Source organism: Paenibacillus sp. strain BS8-2, assembly GCF_054483835.1.
This window is the reverse complement of the sequence record NZ_CM137010.1, coordinates 2,483,765-2,502,594: the sequence shown is the minus strand read 5'-3', so window position 1 is coordinate 2,502,594 and position 18,830 is coordinate 2,483,765. Positions and strand designations below refer to the sequence as shown.

At 53.1% G+C, this 18,830-nt stretch carries 5 protein-coding genes; all 5 read right to left on the bottom strand.

The window, feature by feature from the left end; all coding sequences use genetic code 11:
• Positions 1–93: 93 nt before the first annotated feature.
• On the bottom strand, positions 94–1,629 hold the full coding sequence (locus ACX1C1_RS10925) for an extracellular solute-binding protein (RefSeq protein ID WP_458957099.1): 1,536 nt from the start codon (positions 1,627–1,629) through the stop codon (positions 94–96).
• A 250-nt stretch (positions 1,630–1,879) separates the two neighbouring features.
• The gene (locus ACX1C1_RS10920) at positions 1,880–4,096 is read right to left on the bottom strand and encodes a helix-turn-helix domain-containing protein (protein WP_458957098.1); all 2,217 of its coding nucleotides are present in this window, start codon (positions 4,094–4,096) and stop codon (positions 1,880–1,882) included.
• Between the two features lie 220 nt (positions 4,097–4,316).
• Positions 4,317–5,831 carry an S-layer homology domain-containing protein gene (locus ACX1C1_RS10915; protein ID WP_458957097.1) on the bottom strand — a complete coding sequence of 505 codons (1,515 nt, stop codon included), beginning with the start codon at positions 5,829–5,831 and terminating at the stop codon, positions 4,317–4,319.
• Positions 5,832–6,022: 191 nt separating this feature from the next.
• Entirely contained in the window at positions 6,023–14,944 is an 8,922-nt protein-coding gene (locus ACX1C1_RS10910) for an S-layer homology domain-containing protein (RefSeq protein ID WP_458957096.1), read from the bottom strand.
• Positions 14,941–18,825 (bottom strand): cadherin-like beta sandwich domain-containing protein, encoded by a 3,885-nt coding sequence (locus ACX1C1_RS10905; RefSeq protein ID WP_458957095.1) that lies wholly within the window; start codon positions 18,823–18,825, stop codon positions 14,941–14,943. The genes ACX1C1_RS10910 and ACX1C1_RS10905 overlap by 4 nt, the downstream gene beginning before the upstream one ends.
• Positions 18,826–18,830 lie beyond the last annotated feature (5 nt).

The following is an 18,830-nucleotide window of genomic DNA, read 5'->3' as shown; positions in this document are numbered from 1 at the left end:
GCTGCTTATTCCTCCTGAAGTCTGAGATTGTCCGTAAAGGTAGCGCAGGGCCTCACGCGCTTACCTTGCGTGCGGCCCTGCTGCTCCCCGCGATTACTTCGCGTTGGCGATTTGACGGTCAAGCGCCGTTTGGTACACCGCGCGGATTTTTTCCAGGTCGTGGCTCTCAAGCTCTTTCACGAAAGCTTCCCACTCGGTGAGCGGACGGTCGCCAAAGATAAATCTTGTAACTTCGCCCGTCCAGAATTTCCAGATCTGATCGTTGGACGTCGTGATGGAAGCCGCTTCGTCGGCTGTCAGTACCGGACGCGTATAAGCGATCGGGAACCGGTATTTCGGTGCTTCCACATACGCCTCTTGCTCCTCTTCTTTTACGAGAGCAAGCCAAGCTTCGAAGTCGAACCAACCGTAAGTAGCCGCCGTTTGAATACCGGAGAGGATGCGCATATCGTTTGGTTCTTTATAGTTGTCGTTGAATTTGCGTTTGCCGTCTACGATCGTATACGTTTCGCCTTCCTTGCCCCAGCTCTGGATGTCCTTGCCCTTCTCGGAGAAGATGTAATCCAGGTAACGGAGCGATGCGTCAAGGTTCTCCGTCGTTGATGCCACTGCAAGTCCGTAGCTTTCGGAACCGCCGCGTGGCAGGTATGGCTTGTCGCCGGCGCCGATCGGAGGAGCCATGAACTCGAGGTTTCCTTCCGGCAGTTGGCCGTTCATGATTTCGATTTGGCCGATAAATTGAGCCGTAACGAACGATTTGTTGGTCGCCATGAATTGCGTCCAAGCTTTATAGTCCATCGTCAGCCAGTCAGGTGGCATAAGGCCGTCCTTGAGGAACTTGTTCAGCCATTCCACCATCGTCTTGGCATTCGGATTCTGCAGGCCGAACGTGATTTTCGTAGGGTCGGCAGGGTCCGGGTAGAACTCCGGATAGAAGCCGAACGATGGACCGAACGTGTCAAGCGTGCTTAGTCCGTGGCGGAACATGAACGGATAGCTGTCCGGATACAGCTCTTTCAGCTGCTTGGACACATTATAGAGCTCTTCCCAAGTCGTTGGAGCTGTCAGATTATGTTCTTTAAAGATGTCTTCGCGGTAGAACCAGACCATCTGGCTGGACTCGCCCGCGCCATCGTTGATAATGCTGAAGATTTCGCCAGAAGGAGCAAGTACGCGCTCTTTCACTTCCGGCTTCGCGTCTAGGTAAGCCTTCACATTAGGCATTTTGTCCATGTGTTCGGAGAGATTGATAAAGGCGCCTTGCGGTCCGAACTTTTGAACATCGGCAGGGAATACGGACAGAATGTCGGGCATGTCCCCGGAGGATACGGCCAGTGCCAGCGATTCCGGGCCTGTCGCAAGCTCTTGCTCGACTGTGATGTTCGTTTCTTCTTTTACCCACTTCCATACGCCCCAATCGTCTTTCGGCGGCCATGCGGTGTTGTTCTCCGTCAGAATGCGGATCGTAGCCGCTTCCGCTTGAGGAGCTGCCGTCGCTTCTGCTGTCGCCGTTCCCTCCGCTCCCGTCGATGCGCTTGGTGACGTATTGTTGTTGCCCCCGTTGCCGCTGCATGCGCTAATCAATAGAGAGAGCGCTGCTAAAGTCCAGATAACCTTTTTTCTCTTCATGTCTGCTTCCCCGTCCTTTTTAATTAGGATGAAATGAAACCGGCGTCCGTTTCTGTGCTGCCGATAACACTTACTCACACTTTAGGCCCCGGCAATGGACAGCGTAAATAAGCGGATGTGGAGGAAACTTTACGATATCTCGAATAGTTGAAAAAACGTAAAGGTTTCCGTAAAAAAGCCAACTTTAAAGATTCGTAAATGCCGAAAACGGCGCCGTTACAGGGTTTGTAGCCCCGTCACGGCGCCGTCTTCAGTTCGGACGGTTATGCTCGCTCTTGCGATATTCGCTGGGACTCAGTCCCGTATACTTCTTGAACATCCGGTTAAAGGACGTAATATTCCGGTAGCCAACCGCTTCGGCCACCTCCTGAATCTTCGACCTTGTGTTCAGCAGAAGCTCTGACGCCTTCCGGATCCGCGTCTCGTTAACATACTCGATAAAGTTCGAGCCCGTCTTGTCTTTGAAGTAGGTGGACAGATAGCCGCTGCTTAGATTCAGCTTCTCGGCGAGAGCGTCCAAGTAGATTTCTTCAGCCAAATGATCGCCAACGTAATCCAATACGAAGGAAGTAATAGGATCCTTGGGCGCCTCGGACTTGGCCCGGACGGCGTCCGCGGCCCGCACTGTCCAATCGAGCAATAACGTTTCAAGCTCATGGACCGTTACACAGCCGGCGATGTGCTCCTCCGGCTTGTCCGGCAGCGCGTCCGCTCCGGCTTGCCCGGCGATCTCCGAAACGGTAATCCGCAGCTGGTCGACCACCGATTCGGCGAATCGGAACCAAGCAACTGCAGGTACATCCTTATCCTGAAAGTCCGAAAAGTGCCGCTCTAGCAATCCTTGGAGAACGTCGGCGTTTCCTTCACGAAGGTTCGCACGGAACTGAACCAGCTGTTCCTTGGGGAACGCGACGGTCGCCGTGCCGACGGGCAATGAAGTTACGATTTGGGTTTCGTCCGTCAATTTGCGGAGGAGACTCATCTCCTTCACTTCCTTGTAAGCCTCGCTGAACTGACCGGAGTGCTCGTACACCGACGTTACGGCAATCGTAATGGCGCCACTTTCCCGGTCGTGATCGAGCACGCTCTTAATCTCGTTCAACGAGTGCCGCAGCTCATGCTCCCCATCGATGAATACGAGACTCAGAATCTGATTGTACTCGATTTGGAACGTGATCGCGTCGGGAAACGTCCGGTTCAGCTTGTCCTCGATAAAGACCTTCATATAATAGAGCCAGCTCTGGAAGGACCCTTGCGGCCATGCCGCTTTGGGTCTTTCGACGACGTGGTGCAAGACGAATACGTAAGGCTTTCCTTGAAAATCGAGCTTGGCCAAATCCTGCTCCTTATTCCTGATATCTTTCAAATGGTTGATAAACGCCCATTGGCGGGTCAGGCGCTGCTTGTCCCTGAGCTGATTGCCGATCATGTCGAACTCCTGAATGCTGGAGCGGTAGATCTCCTCGTCCCCGGTTCCGCGAATCGATTCGACGAGTCGCTGGAACGGATTGTTAATCTTGGTCGCCAGCAAGAAGGCAATCATTACGCTGATCACAAGAACCGCCAATATGACTGCGATCATCGTGGCGTTCATTCTCGCCTGCGAGGCAAGTTCCGCTGCCGGCAGCCGGTGCAGATAAGTCATGCCGCTATCGTTCGCGCGCATATGGAAGTAATAGTGTCCGTCCTTGATGAACTCGTTCTCCCCGTCCTTGAGCAGCTTATCAACTGACGGGTAGGACGAAGACGCTATTCGGTTATACAGCAATTCCCCCTGATTCGAATAGACGACGAGGTCCTCGGTCGACGTCTGATGGTATGCCGCGAACATTTTTTTGGCATTAAGGAAGACGATCATATAGAAATCCTGGTTGGCCGACTGCTTGAACACGATGGGTATATATTCGCCGACAGAATCTTGCCTCCCTTGATACACGCTCATGTAGAACGTGTCCGCGGGCAATATCCGGTTAGTATACGATTCTTCGAACTGTCGATCCCAGAACGCTCTGGAATAACGATCGCTCGTCAGAAAGTAATCGAACATCGTATCGGGTTTCGTGCTTGTGCCCTTTTCGATGACGAATTGATTACTCTTGGAGTAAAAGACGATGTTATCGATAAACAAGTTAGGGTCTGACACCCAAGTCAGAATATCGCTGATGATGGCGGGAAAATCGGAGTATTGCGGCGCACGCTGCAGCTGCTGCACACGATCCGTATAATAGAACAAATACATTTGGGACTTGATGATGTCGAAGTGATTCTCGTAGTTTTCCATCGTATTGCGCAGCATGAGCGTATTGTACTTGACGATTTCCTGCCTGACGCTCTTCTGGGATTCGGAGACGGCATACATCGTCACCCCCGCGAGCAGCATAATGATGCACAGGAACCCCGCGACCAAACGGAGGAATAGTGAACCGGATTTTAATCGAAAGTATCGCAATGGATTAAACTTGTTCATACGAATCCTGTCCTTCTGTCCGAATAGCGGCCCCCGCATCGGTACTATAGTTTATATCTCTATGGTAGCGACTTTTGTCGACAATGACAATGTCATATAACTGTAAATCGGTTGTTTTTGCAATGCCAAAAAAGCCGCGGTAGGCGGCTTTGGCTAGGCAGTCATCGCTATTGAAGCGGTAACTGCCGATCTTCTACTAGATTATTTTTCCAGCCGATAATCAGTTCACTTTATTAATGACTCCGGGTGGGGATACAAAAGCTTCATAGGCTCGCTTGACCAGAACGATCGCCTGCTCGCGTGTCGTGCTGCCTAGCGGATCGATCCGATTGCCCCCGACGCCTCCCATAATCTTGGCATTAACGGCGAAGCGAACCCCCTCTTGAGCCCAAGCTGCAATCTGCTTGTCGTCGGCGAAGGCGGCGCCGGCGCTTGTGTCCAGCGCTTTGCCGGGCAAGGCTGCTTGTATGGCGCGCATAAGCATGACGCAAATCTGTTGACGGGAGATTGCCGCTGATGGGGAGAACTGGTTGGCCGAAGTCCCTTGAACAATACCAAGTGCGCTAGCTTTGAGCACATCGGCATTGGCCGTGTCGGTGAAGGGATTTGACGCGCTCGGGACCGCTGGAGACCCGCTCAGCTTCTCGTAGAGCTTAACCGCGACGGATGCGAAGTCCTCGCGCGTAATCTGCGCGGTATAACGTCCTATCACCGCCTCCGTTGTCAATTGCAACCGGTAAGCATCGGCGATCTCGGACTTGGCCCAGCTGCTTGCGCCTGCCAATTGTTCTTCGGTAATTCCAGGAGTCGACGGCGTCGTGATCGGAGGTGTTGTGATCGGAGGCGTCGGATTCTCGATCGTCTCGGCGTCTTTTATGATATTCAGTAAGTAAGGAGGCACATCCTTCAGCACGATAATATCCAGAAAAGGTAACGTACCTGTTGACTTTTTCGCGCTCTTGGCGAGTCGTGTTACGCTTCCTGGCTGTAATTCGACCGGAATACGGTATTGATCGATGACTGGTCTGATCGTATACACATAATACGTATCCGGTTCAGTCTCCTTATCCACATAACTTAACGGACCCACACTTTCCTTCGTATCTCTGACGTAGAAGAGGCGGTTACTGCCTTTCCCCCCCGCTCGTTCAATCTGATAATACGATTCCATATTGGAGTTATCGTTCCATGCCAGGGTGATTGAAGTATCCCTGTTAGCTGTAATCACGACATCGCTCGGCCCGCCCGGCTGCAAGACGGGGATCCCTTTGGAGACCGCGGAAGGATAACTTCTCGCCCCTATAAACGGATTATAGGTCGTTTCGATCTTAAAAATGGCAGACGTGATAAGAGGGTCAAGCGGTACCGTGAAGGAACCATAGTGCTCGGTAAAACTATTGTAACTGTAACTCTCTGAACTCGTAACACGGGCATCCGGCAATGGGATCCAAGTGACCCCATTATCGTTAGAATACGAGAGCGTGAACCGCTCAAGATCGGTCCCCACGGCGGAATCGTCGCGAATCGCAAACGTTGCGGTTTCTCCGCCAAGAACCGGACCTTTGTCGTTCCATGTATCAAGCGTGTTATCAAATACATTGCTGAAAATTTTGAGCAGCTGAAGATTTACGATAGCATGGGCATGCTGCGCCGGTATTGCGGCAAAGGTAAGAGCCAACGCCACAAAAATTACAATAAATCGATATGCCCCCGCAAGAGTTCGTTTTGGATTCACTGCGTAACTCCCCCATTTCCATCAGGATGAATGCAACAAAATCACATTCATTGTAAAAGCTTCGCGCTCGCAATGATAGTATACGAAAGGTGTATGTTCGTAAACGCAAGCGTACCTCGCAGCTCATCACACAAAAAACGGAGCAACGACGATTCGCTCGTCATGCTCCGTATATTGTACTTCCTTTATCATTACTTCCCGTCGCCTTGTCGATCAATCAACCGCATGAACATGACCACGAGTTCCGCGCGCGATGCACTAGAAGCCGGCTGGAACGTTGCATCCGGATACCCGTTGATTATGCCATTGGAAGAGAGGATCGCGACACTATTGCTGGCCCACGACGGAATTATATCCCCGAACGTCTTGTTGTTGCCTGCCTCCTCTATCAGCAGGTAAGCGTTCTGAAGCAATACAGCCAGTTCTGCACGCGTAATGAAGGATGCTCCGTTGACATAAAGCTTGCCTTGATGCTCCCTGCCCGCTATTAGCCCGTTCACATATGCAGCGGCAATGTACGGCCGACTCCACAGGGCAAGCTCGTTCCAATCGGCAAAGTGCGCGGCCGCCGCGGCCAAATCGGCTTGCTTGCCGACTGCCAGGTTCCGAGCTCTGACCAGCATCGCAATCGCTTCATCTCTTCTCGCAGGGCTGTTCGGATCGAATCGATCCGACGTCCGGCCGGATACAATGCCAAGCTTGTAGGCTCGATTGATGTCTGCTTCGGCCCAAGCCGCTTCGTCATGCACGTCCTTAAACGTCATATCCGTTCCAGTTCCGCCGTCCGTCGAGCCGCCGGTTTCGCCGCCATCCGTTGGTGGAGTACCTTCCGTTCCATCATCTGGATCCGTGCCTCCGTCCGTCGAGCCGTCGGTTTCGTCGCCATCTGTTGGCGGAGGGCCCTCCGTTCCATCATCCGGATCCGTGCTTGGTCCTGGGTCAGTAGGCTCGCTGACTTTGACAATCGAGACATCATCCTGCGCAACATTGCCCAAGGAATCGCTAGCTGTAACGGTACTGTAGGCTTGCGTAACGGAGTCAAGTACGGCGCTCAGCGTAAATCTGCCTTCATCGTCCGCCGTCGTACGATTCCCCAGATCATCCATCACAGACGCGTAAGGTATCGTGCTGCCCACGATTTGATACTGCCCTTCTGAGTTGGCGACAATCTTGCCATCCGTTCCCGTTTCAACGAACAAAGCAGGCGGGAGGCTGTTGTAGTGGACGGCCAAACTGCTCTCCGACTCGTCGCCTTGACCATTCTCTGCAACAATTCGCAGCATGGTCGACCCCGCGTCTCCATCTACGGTTATCGGTATGGAAACCTGGTTCTCATCTTCTTCGCTGGCATAGACCTGAACGAACCTTGGCATATTGGTCGTCTCATCGATGGTTCCATCGCTTTGCCATACGGTAAATCTGGTGTCCAAATCTTGCGTCTGTCCGTCCTCCGCGTTCAAGTAAGTCGTCGCGACGTCCAGCGTAAAGTCGCCGCCTACCGTAAGCACATTTCCAAGCATCGAATCACTGGTCATAATGCCCGTACTAGACTTGACGTGGATAACAGGAGACTTGATCATCGGAACGACGACAGTATCTGTCACCGTAGTCGGACCGTATATATACGTCGAGTTCCGCTCCGCATCATCACCATAGGCGAACGGGGTGAAGGCTAGCTTGTAGCTGCTGCCTGGCTCGATTCCGCCGAATTTGAGACGGAATCGTCCATCCACTTCGTCGTCAGCCGCGATTTGATATTCAATAGGTCTTCCTGCATGCGCAACGCTATTACCCGTCGGAATGCCGTCACTGCCGATCTCATCCGTATACGTCAATGGTGACATAACGGCATTGCCCTCTGCATCGTACAACCGAACGAGATAACCGTCCGCATCTGAGACAGCGCCCCACTCCGCTTGAATTGTTCCATTGCCGCCTGCAATTGCGGTTACGGCGCTTATGGAGCCAGGAGCGAGCGGATTCATGACATCCATCGCCTGCTTCGCATTCAGGCTTGCATACGGAATCGACTTGGATGCGTCTGACTTCGGCTTCCCGATCAATGTCACCCTTGCGTAATACTCACCGCTTTGCAAATTGTTCAAATTTTGCTCCGTCAACGTATAGCTGCCGGATGCCGCTTGGTCCGTCACATCCGTGGTATCCACAACTGAAGTATGAACGAGTACACCCGCGCTTCTGGCGTTCGGATCGTCGCCGTTGTCCGTCGATAGTCGGACTTCTACTTCATAGTCTTCCGTCGCAATATCCAGTCCCGACAGATCCCAGCTTACCTTGTGCGTTCCATCCTCGTAGGAAGTACCTGCAATTGTTGGAATTGGCGCAATGGCAATCACTGAACTGTCGAACGGTTCATCCGATGTTATCGTCCAATCGCCCTCCAAGTTTTCGAGTCGAAGCATAATGGTGTTCTCAGACATCACTGCTGCATTCGCGTTCGGGTCATTGTAATAAGGCGTTCCGTCTTCAAGCGTCTCCGGATACGTCAAGCCGTAAGGGTTGCCGCTCGGATCCAAAATGCGAAGATTGTCCGGATCTGCGGATACAAGCACGGCGTACTCCTCCGTCAAGCCCTCCAGGAACGTTACAGTATGCTCGGTTCCATCGATGTTCGTCGATATGGATGGCGTATTCGCAAGTGATCTGAGTCTATCATTGGAATCTCCGCTCGACGCGACGATCCGTATGTTGGAGAAGGCATTGATCTGTCCGACCGCCGCTCCATGCTCGTCGAACACGGTCTGTCCGGCTGGTCCCATCTGAGACGGAGCCAAGCTGCGGCGTCCAACGCCGATTGAACCGCTGCCGAACGAATAATTTACCTTTAATCCAAAGCCAAGAATGCTGAACGACGCGTAAGCGTTCGTATTGCTAAGCCCGACGTTTTGGTCCATCAGCGTGTACGGTCCGATCGAGAACACGCCCACATCGATCTCCGGCACCTGAAGTCTGCCGTACAACTGTCCATTGAGGTTAAAGCCGTCGTTTCTGTAATACGTCAAGTTGGCGCTGCCGCCAGCCAGTATAACCGAGAAGTTCTTCAAGATATTGGCCGCAATCTCCATCTGATACGAGACAGACGTGTTCGTCACATAAATGCCGGCTTGGAATTTATCGAAGATCTCCATCTTAAGCAGTGTAGGGTTGCCGGACAAAGTAATCCGGGAAGGCCCGATGGCGAGCTCCACATCATTAAATTCCAGCAGGCCGGCTCCCGGAATGAGACTTCCAACTTCGAAATCGCCCGTAAGCAGAATCAAGATCGGCGCAATGCCCTTATAGTTGCCGCTTATCGTATCCGCTAGACCAGAGACGCCCCCGCCGACCCTTGTCAGCTTCGCGATTGGCGTCATCGGCGTTACCGGAATCCCGCTCCCTAATCCGACAACGATCTTGATGGTGTCGGGGATGAATCGACCGGTCGAGCTGTCCGTCTTCAGGCTTAAGTTCGACGCAAAATTCGCTAGCTTGGCGTCTACATCAAACGCAACGCCATATTGGCCGTTGAACGTATCGATCGAGCCCTCCGCGTTGCCGTTAATGCCGAACCCGCCGAGCAGTTTCTTCGATAGCTCCGTGCCCGGTGTGAAGGAACCGTTCGCGACTACGCCTTGATAGCTTAAATTCCCTTGACCATCCATACCGTATTGAAGGCGATCGATATTGAGATCAATTCCTACCGTACTGCTGCCAGGCAATGCCATGCCGAAATATAATCTTCCATCGAAGATGACAGAGTTGCCTAGCAGTGTCGCCCCTGTAACGCCGGCCTGCATGCCGTTGCCGACAACCATCAGCTTGTTCTGGTTGTTAATAAAGATCTCAATGTTGCGTTTCGACGGATCCACTAGGTCCCCGTCCTCGTCCCTTGCATATTCGGGTATATACGCGATGCCTTTATCCAATCTAATCGAGCCGTCGGATGTCGTCATAATGTTGAAGGAGCCCGCGGTCATCCTGACTTGCACCATGGTCAACCTAACTGTGCCGTCCAGATCATCACGCACTTTGAGGGAGCTTCCCGTGTTAGGGAGATAGGCCGTCAGACCGCCATTCATGATCGACGTGCCTTCGAACACGTATTCACCTCTGTTGTCTACGTTCGCTTTGAAGTCGCCTTTGATCGTCAGACTCGGAATACGATCGCCCAATTGCTGCTTCAAGTCCTTCTCGCTATCGGACACCACGATAGAATGATTAAATGCGCTATCCGAAACAATCGCCATATAACCGAACTTGGTGTGCTTCAAGCTCTCCGTTGCCGGGATCGTAACGGATCGCTGAACACCGTTGCTGGATACGTAATACGTCACGTCCATCGTGCGGGACAACATATTATATGGCACTTGGATCGCCAGGGAGGTCGCAGTTACATCCGTTACGGTAGCGGCTACCGTCGGATTCGGCGATGTCCCGATGAATACTTGTCCCTGACCATTCATATTTGTTCCGTATACGTTAATCGTCTTAAATAGATCCTTCAATCTCGAGTTAGGCGAGATCGAAGCTATATTTCTGAGCTTTGCTCCACCTGCCGAGCCGCCTGCGGCAGGAGAGTTCGTATCGATCGCATCGTATAATAATTCGATTAGATCGATATTATTTTTCGTGACCGCCGGACAAGTATAGACGCTCTTCGTCTGATCCTGAGGGTCCGACTTCACATATGTGCATGCCTGTACGGTCTTATTGCCCAACCGATCTCGGAATCGGACAATCGGCTTGTAGATCTTGTTTGTATCGCTTGGCGGAGCGAAGCTGAACGTAATCGGCTCGTTCAAGCCCGCTCTGGCTGGATAGCTCGAGAATTGCTCCGTGTTTGCCGTCGTTATCGGTATTGAGAAACTCTCGAACAGTGCGATGACCTGCAGCGTCGCGTCGGCCGTCAGCACCGCATTAGATGCGTATGGCGTCAGTCCGACAAGCATTCTGGAGTCATAAGGATTAGCCGGCTGCACCTGTCTAACCAGGGAACGCGAGCCTCCAATCACGCGGTACACTTGTACGCTCGCCAAGTATTTCGCCTGATCCTTGTTCACAATCTCCGCGTTAATCGTATCACCAGGATAATACTCCTCGAGATCTACCTTCATTTCCGCATTTGCATTCGTAGAAATCGCAGTCTCAACCTTGTTTGACACAATCTTCTGTACCATTACCGTCACGTTAGCATCAGTGAATGGCATCACGAATGAATATGTGCCGTCGCCGACCGATGTTACCGGTAAAGAAACATTGAGCAGATCGGAACGAACAGCTACTCCGGTCACTTTGTACATTCGACGGTTATAATCGCCCGGATTGACGGTAATAATTGCTCCGGAATAGTCGCTCGCCTGCGTCCTTGCGGTCGCCTGCACGAACTGCGGTCCTCCCGTCAGCGTCGGCGTTATGACGCCAGGTATCGTCGCTTGCACCGCAATATGATGCGCGGCCTTCCCATCCGTTGAGGTCACCGACAAGAAGATCGGCTCGCTAGGCATAGCGAAGGTATAACCGAATTGGTAGTTGGTCGTGTCGAACAGCGTGTTCGTCACAGATGTCGTTTGGGATGTATCCTTGCCCACAATCTGCACGCCCGCCGGAATTAATCCGCTGGACGATGTCTGCAGCCGCAGCCAATCTCCCGTTCTGAAATAATAATAATTGCCGTATTCGTATGGATAACCGCTTCCCAGGTTGGTATACAAATATTCGATCGTTGGGTTGCTAAAGCCCAGTAGATTACGAATATCAATTCGCCGGGCGGTATCGGTGTTGACCGTAATTGTAATCCCTCTGTCCGACATCGATGCGTTGCGTTCGATATTAATCTTCAGACTCCAGGGATGATTCTGAGCAACGCCTGTCGATACTCGCTCCACGCTCATTGGCACAATGTTGCCTGCTCCGTCTCTAACCTGGATACCCGTCACCATCACGGCGGCAAGCGGCGCGGATGGATTGGCAGCATCGATGGATTCGTTAACGAGCGTAATGCTGTAATCATTTTCGGCGGAGACGATGAGCCCCTGCGTAGGAATCAGCGTATTGCCCGAATAGGCTTTGAGGTCGGTCCTGTTGCTCATGTTGATTTTGACCGTATCGATCTTGGCAGTCGCCGGCCAGCTTACGATGATCGTTAACGTATCGTTAGCGCGAACCGTTGTCGTTACTAGTGCCGAGAATGTGCCTGTACCCAGGTTCGCGATGGCAATTGAACTGTACGCCTCCGCCGTCGCATCGAATTGATAGTTTGTCGAGGCGGTCAGCACATACATCGTCTTATAACTCTTCCCAATACCGTAAACTCCGCTTGCCGGCTGGTACGTGTCGCCGTTATCGCCGGACCAGGTAATGCTCGAGGAAGCATGGTCGAACCTATTGGTTCCGTTCGATTGATCCGCCCCCGTAATAGGGGCCGATGTTCCGATGGAAATATCCGCCGGGACGATCTTCGCCGCTCCCGTAGCCGGCCATATGACCACGATTGTTAATGTATCGTTCGATGTAATTGTTGTAGTTACCGCCGCAGAGAATGTGCCAGCGCCGAGATTGACGATACGGCCTGACAGATCTCTTGCTCCGTTCTTCTCGTAAACGCCAGCAGCCGAATCGAATCTGTAGCCGGTCATGGCTGTCAACTCGTATTTGGTTCGATAGACAGCAGATGCTTCGTAAGTACCGCCTGCTGCCGCAAAGGAGGCACCGCCATCGCTGGACCAAGTGACGTTCCCTGTCGCATGCGCGAATGTATGGGTTCCGCTGACCTGAGCTTCACCAGTCACAGGCGCGATCGTGCCGATTGAGATGTCTGTCCCCGTGATTGTAGCCGCCTCAGTCGCCGCCCAAGTAACCTCGATCGTAAGCGTATCGTTAGCCTCTGTCTCCGCGGATACCTCCGCGCTTGTTACCACTCCGCCCTCGTTCTGCACGTTGATCGAATGGTACGCATTAATCGCGGAATCAAACGTATAACCGGCATTCGCTGTCAGCACGTATTTGGTTCTGTAGACCGTAATCGGTGCAAATGCGCCGCTTGCCGCTCCATATGTGAGACCGCCGTCGCCCGACCAAGCGACGCTAACGGTCGTATTCGGGAACGTATTGACTCCATCGACCATCATCGCATTCGTTACCGGAGCAGTCGTCCCGATCACGATGGAGCCCGCGGTAATCGTTGCCAGTGCAGTAGAAGACCAAGTAACGGTGATTGTCAATGTGTCTCCTGATGTACTCGTCGTCGTTGCTGCCGCATAGACGGTGCCGTCTCCCAGATTCGGGATCGTGATAGAGTCGTAGGCTCCAGCCGTTAGATCGAATACATATCCTTCATCCGCCGTCAGCACATACTTGGTCTTGTACACCTTGCCAGGCGCGAACGTTCCGCTTGCCGCAGCATAGGACAAGCCATTGTCACTGGACCATGTCACGTTAGCCGAGATATGCGCGAAACCGTTCGTTCCGTTCGCGATGCTCGCCCCTGTGACAGGAGCGACCGTGCCGATCGACAACGTAGACGCTTCAATCGTCGTGAACGGCTCTGCAGCGGTCTGCGGCCAAGAGATGATGATCGTCATCGTTTCATTTGACGTTCCCGATACGACCGCGGTATACGTTCCTGATCCGAGATTTGTAATGCGGCTCGCAAGCGACTTGGCTCCACCGGCTTCGTAAACGCCTGTGGCGGAATCGAAATAATAGCCTGTGCCCGCCGTAATGACATACTTCGTCTTGTAGCCCGTTTCAAAATCATAGGAGCCGCTCGCCGGATTAAAGGTCGCGCCACCGTCTGCAGACCAGCCGATTTCGGCCGACCCGTGGCCGAACATATTGACGCCGTTCGCCATCGCCGCCTCCGCGACTGGCGCCGGCGTGCCGATGGAGATGCCGCTTGGCAGGAGGAGCCCTGTTTGCGGCCAAGTGATCTTAACATACATCTCTTCGCCTTCGTAGCCGTCGTATACTTGGAACGTGCCCGATCCGAGATTCGTAATGCGGCTCGACAAATCTCTGGATCCGCCTTTGCTATAAGCGGTTCTAGAGTCGAATTTATAACCGTTCTCCGCCTGAAGGGCATATTCGACCGTATACGTCTTTCCTGAAACGAAAGAATCTCCTTCATCCATAAGTACATTAGGAGACACTTGGTACCACTCCGCATACATGACCGTCGCGTGGTTGAACACGTTTGTTCCGTTGGCAACGACGCCGGATGGCGTCGGGGCCAAAGTGCCGATCGTCAGATCGGAGGCTCCGATGATGGTCTGACCCGATCCCGCGCCGGTCATATCCCACCCTACCACAACGGTCAAGGTATCGCTCGGACGTGTTACCGTCGAGACCGACGCCCCGGCCAGCATGCCCGTACCCAGATTCGATATGCGTCCTGCTAACGACTTGGCACCGTCCTTGTAGATTCCAGGTGTCGTATCGAAGGCGTATCCCGCGTTCGAGGTAATTATATATTTCGTGTAATAATAGGTATTCGCCACGAATGTCCCGCCTGCCGGACCAAAAACAGCTCCATTGTCGGACCAGGTCATAACGGCCGTAGCTTTGTTGAACGTATTCGCGCCGTCCGCGATCGTCGCGCCCGTTGCCGGAGCGATTGTTCCGATCGAAATGTCGAGGGCCTCAATCGTCGCGTTCGGCCATGTGACCACAATCGTTAATGTATCGTTGAGCGTGAACCCTTGGCTTACGGTCGCGGTAAACGTTCCCGTCCCCAAGCCCGCGATTCTGCCTGTTATATCTTTTGCGCCGTTTCGCTCGTATACGCCGGAAGCCGGATCAAATACGTGACTGGAGCCAGCCATCAGCACATATTTGGTGCGATAGACCGTACTTTGCGCGAAAGCACCGCTCGCTGCGGCATATGTCGTTCCGTCCGTAGACCACTTGACGTCCGTAACCGTCCCTCCGCCGAATGTAACCGTCCCGTCCACGATATTCGCCCCATTGACTGGAGCCGCCGTGCCGATCGTAATATCCGTCGCTTCGACTACCGCCTCTGCCATCGCCATCGCCGGCATCATCGTCACGAGGAGGGCTATTGTCAGAATGACGGCTACGAGCTTGTGTGCCACTCTGTTACTGGAATCGGTTTTCATGTTCTCCCTCCTTCATTTGCCCATTGCAGATTGACGTTGCGGCATACGGACAGCATACGAAGAATCATGGCCACTGCCTGTTCGCGTGTCGTGTTCACCTCTGGAAGGAACTTGCCATTACCCTCGCCGTTCAACACATCTGCGCCAGCAAGCTGTTCGATCCACGGACGTGCCCAGCTCTCGGTCGTATCCGAGAATGGAGTATTGCCGGTAGACTCATCAAAGATGATGAGTCGTGCCAGAACCGCCGAAGCCTCAGCTCGGGAGATGGGCTGATCCGGCTCGAAGAGAAACCCGCCAATGCCCTCTACGACGCCAGCGGCGGTCAACGCTTGAATCGCTCCTTCTGCCCAGTGCCCCTTCGTATCCGAATAAGGCATGTCCACACCGCTACCCTCATCGAGATGCAAAGCATTTGCGACCATAACCGCGAACTCGGCGCGTGTAACCGCGTCGCTTCCATGGAATTTACCGTCGCCTCTTCCCTTTACGATCCCTAATCTCTGAGCAATTTGAATCGCTTGGAAGCTCCAATTACTTTCCTCAACATCCGCAAACGGCTTGTACACGGTTGTTTCAAGCGCGGCGAACGAAGCTTCTTTTACTTTAAGCGCATTCGCAATCTTCTCGTTTAACATGGGTCCCGGAGTTTGCGGAGCTGTTGCTTCCCCGTTTTCTCTCGTCACCGTTACCGTGTAAGTCTTGGTGGCTCCATCCTCAGCCGTTACCGTAACCGATAAGACATTGACTCCGTTCTTCAGACTAATTGCGCCTGAAGTCACGCCACTCGCCACGAAAGTGCCATTCACTCTCACTGTTGCCGCTTGATGGCTGACGAAAGGCTTGATCGATAGGCTGCCTACGCTGTTCTCCACGCTTACAGCGTAACTTGTCGTACCCGATGCGAATACCGGATTTAGGGTGCCGCTAGATAATGTCAGGCCGATCAAGTCGGCATTACCGCTCTTGCTGACGCCGCTAGTCGGAGCCGCAGCTCGCATTACCGTCACGGTGTAGCTTGCCGTTGTCGTGCCGTCTTGCGCCGTTACCACAACCGGGATCTCGTTCTCGCCTACGCTCAGGTTAATAGCTTCCGATTCAGTACCTCCCGTGACGGACGCTCCGTCTACCGTCACCGTCGAATGGCTGTCGGTGGTCGCCGGAGTTATCGTTAAACTACTTACGTTATTCGCCACTTGCGCCGTGTAATTGAACGTCCCGGATGCAAACGCAGGACTTAGGTCGCCGTCCGACAAGACCAGTCCGCTCAAGCTCGCATTGTCACTTGGCGCTCGCGTTACCGTCACGGTGTAGCTTGCCGTTGTCGCGCCGTCTTGCGCCGTTACCACAACCGGGATCTCGTTCTCGCCTACGCTCAGGTTAATAGCTTCCGATTCCGTACCTCCCGTGACGGACGCTCCGTCTACCGTCACCGTCGAATGGCTGTCGGTGGTCGTCGGAGTTATCGTTAAACTACTTACGTTATTCGCCACTTGCGCCGTGTAATTGAACGTCCCGGATGCAAACGCAGGACTTAGGTCGCCGTCCGACAAGACCAGTCCGCTCAAGCTCGCATTGTCACTTGGCGCTCGCGTTACCGTCACGGTGTAGCTTGCCGTTGTCGTGCCGTCTTGCGCCGTTACCACAACTGGGATCTCGATATCGCCTACGCTCAAGTTAATGGCTGCCGATGCCATGCCACTCGCGACGGACGCTCCGTCTACCGTCACCGTCGCATGACTCTCGCTGGTCGTCGGCGTAATCGTCAGACTGCTCACGTTATTCGCCACTTGCGCCGTGTAATTGAACGTCCCGGATGCAAACGCAGTATCCAGGCCGCCGTTCGACAAGATCAGTCCGCTCAAGCTCGCATTGTCACTTGGCGCTCGCGTTACCGTCACGGTGTAGCTTGCCGTTGTCGTGCCGTCTTGCGCCGTTGCCACAACCGGGATCTCGTTCTCGCCTACGCTCAAGTTAATGGCTGCCGATGCCGCACCTCTCGCGACAGTCGTTCCATTTACCTTAACCGTCGCATGGCTGTCGGTGGTCGTCGGAGTTATCGTTAAACTACTCACGTTATTCGCCACTTGCGCCGTGTAATTGAACGTCTCGGATGCAAACGCAGTATCCAGGCCGCCGCTCGACAAGGCCAGGCCGCTCAAGCTAGCATCGTCGTTCAACTCTCTTGTTACGAATAAGGTGTAACTGGTGTTCGTTATCGTGTCCGGGGCGATTATCTTAATATCGATGATATTGAGCCCCCTGATCAAGTCGATGGAATCCCCGGGATCATATCGCCCGAGTGCTCCATTTACCTCCAACTCGATCCAAACCTCCGCCTCTTCTTCGATAGGCGTCGGCGTCACCGTAATACTGCTCACATCACGCCCTACCGAAAACCAATATCCATGCTCGTTCGAATCGAAATCTATGCTCCCGCTTGAGAGCGTTATTCCGCTCAATAGCGTATTGTTAGAAGCTCTTATTATCGTCAATGAGTACGTCTTCGTTGTACCATCCGGCGCCGTCACCTCGATTTCAATCGGGGGATTGCTCCCTAAGCTCAAGTTAATCGCGCTCGATGCCGAACCGCTTGCCAGGGAAACGCCATCGACCGTTACAGTGGCATTAGAATCACTCACCGTCGGCGTAATCGTCACGCTGCTCGTGCTGAGCAAGGCGGCCACGCGAACATTTGTCGTTCTTATGTCTGCAAGGACCGAAACAATGCCATTGGAAATACTCAATTCCCCCAAATTCGCATTGTTTGACGGACCAATTCTACGAATTCGATTGTTACTGCTGTCCGCAATGTGCAGCCAACCGTCCGAATTGATTGCCAGACCTTGCGGGTTCGCTACGGCTGCCGAAACTGCCAATCCTCCGTCTCCCCCGTAGATAGGCGATGTAATTCCCGCAATTGTCGTAACTACACCCGACGTATCAATCTTTTTAATCGTAGAATACAAGTATTCCGATACGTACAGATTCCCGGCACTGTCGAATGCAAGACCCGTTGGGTAACCCATATAAGACGATGAGGCCAGTTCGCCCTCCATTGTATAGCCCTGCGACCCTTGGCCCAGCACCGTGCTAATTATTCCTGACGTATCGATCTTCCGAATGCTAAAGTTGCCCGTATCCGATATATATAGATTATCGCTGCCGTCAAAAGCCAGGTAGCTCGGGCGATTCAACCGAGCATTGATTGCTGCTCCCCCGTTTCCCGAATAGCCGTAGCTCCCCGTCCCGGCAATCGTTTCAATGATCCCCGAGTTATTTATTTTTCGTATCTTATGCGTTCCGCCTTCAGCGAAAAACAGATTTCCTGCGCTATCGAAAGCAAGCCCTGTTGGGTAGCTCAGTTCAGCCTCAGCAGCATCTCCTCCATCTCCTGAAGAACCGACGATTCCCGTACCTGCAAACGTAGTAATCGTCCCATGTGTATCTACTTTTCTAATTCGACTGTCCATCGTATCCGCAATATACAGATTGCCGCTGCTGTCTAAAGCCACGCTGGTCGGATATCTCAATTGGGCCGAAGTCGCAGCACCTCCGTCCCCGGAATACGACTCGACTCCATCCCCCGCCACCGTTGTTATTATCCCTGTAAGCTTATCCACCTTCCGAACCCTGCTGGCTGTCGGTTCCGCTATATATAGATTACCGGCGCTATCGATAGCGATTCCTTCCGGACCTTTTACAGCTGCCGCTGCAGCCGCCCCCCCGTCTCCGTTGGAAGCCGCATCACCCGTACCCGCCAATGTATAGATATAGTCGCCGCTTGCCGCATGCAGCGGTTCCGTCCCCCATACAAGCAAGGAAGTCGTCACCATCGCCAAAGTTAATATAGAAGCCGTAATCCGTTTCCAAACTCGCATTCCAT

Excerpts from the sequence above, each read along its gene's own strand:
- ACX1C1_RS10925 (WP_458957099.1), bottom strand. The coding sequence starts at position 1,629 with ATGAAGAGAAAAAAGGTTATCTGGACTTTAGCAGCGCTCTCTCTATTG.
- ACX1C1_RS10920 (WP_458957098.1), bottom strand. The coding sequence starts at position 4,096 with ATGAACAAGTTTAATCCATTGCGATACTTTCGATTAAAATCCGGTTCA.
- ACX1C1_RS10910 (WP_458957096.1), bottom strand. The coding sequence starts at position 14,944 with ATGAAAACCGATTCCAGTAACAGAGTGGCACACAAGCTCGTAGCCGTC.
- ACX1C1_RS10905 (WP_458957095.1), bottom strand. The coding sequence starts at position 18,825 with ATGCGAGTTTGGAAACGGATTACGGCTTCTATATTAACTTTGGCGATG.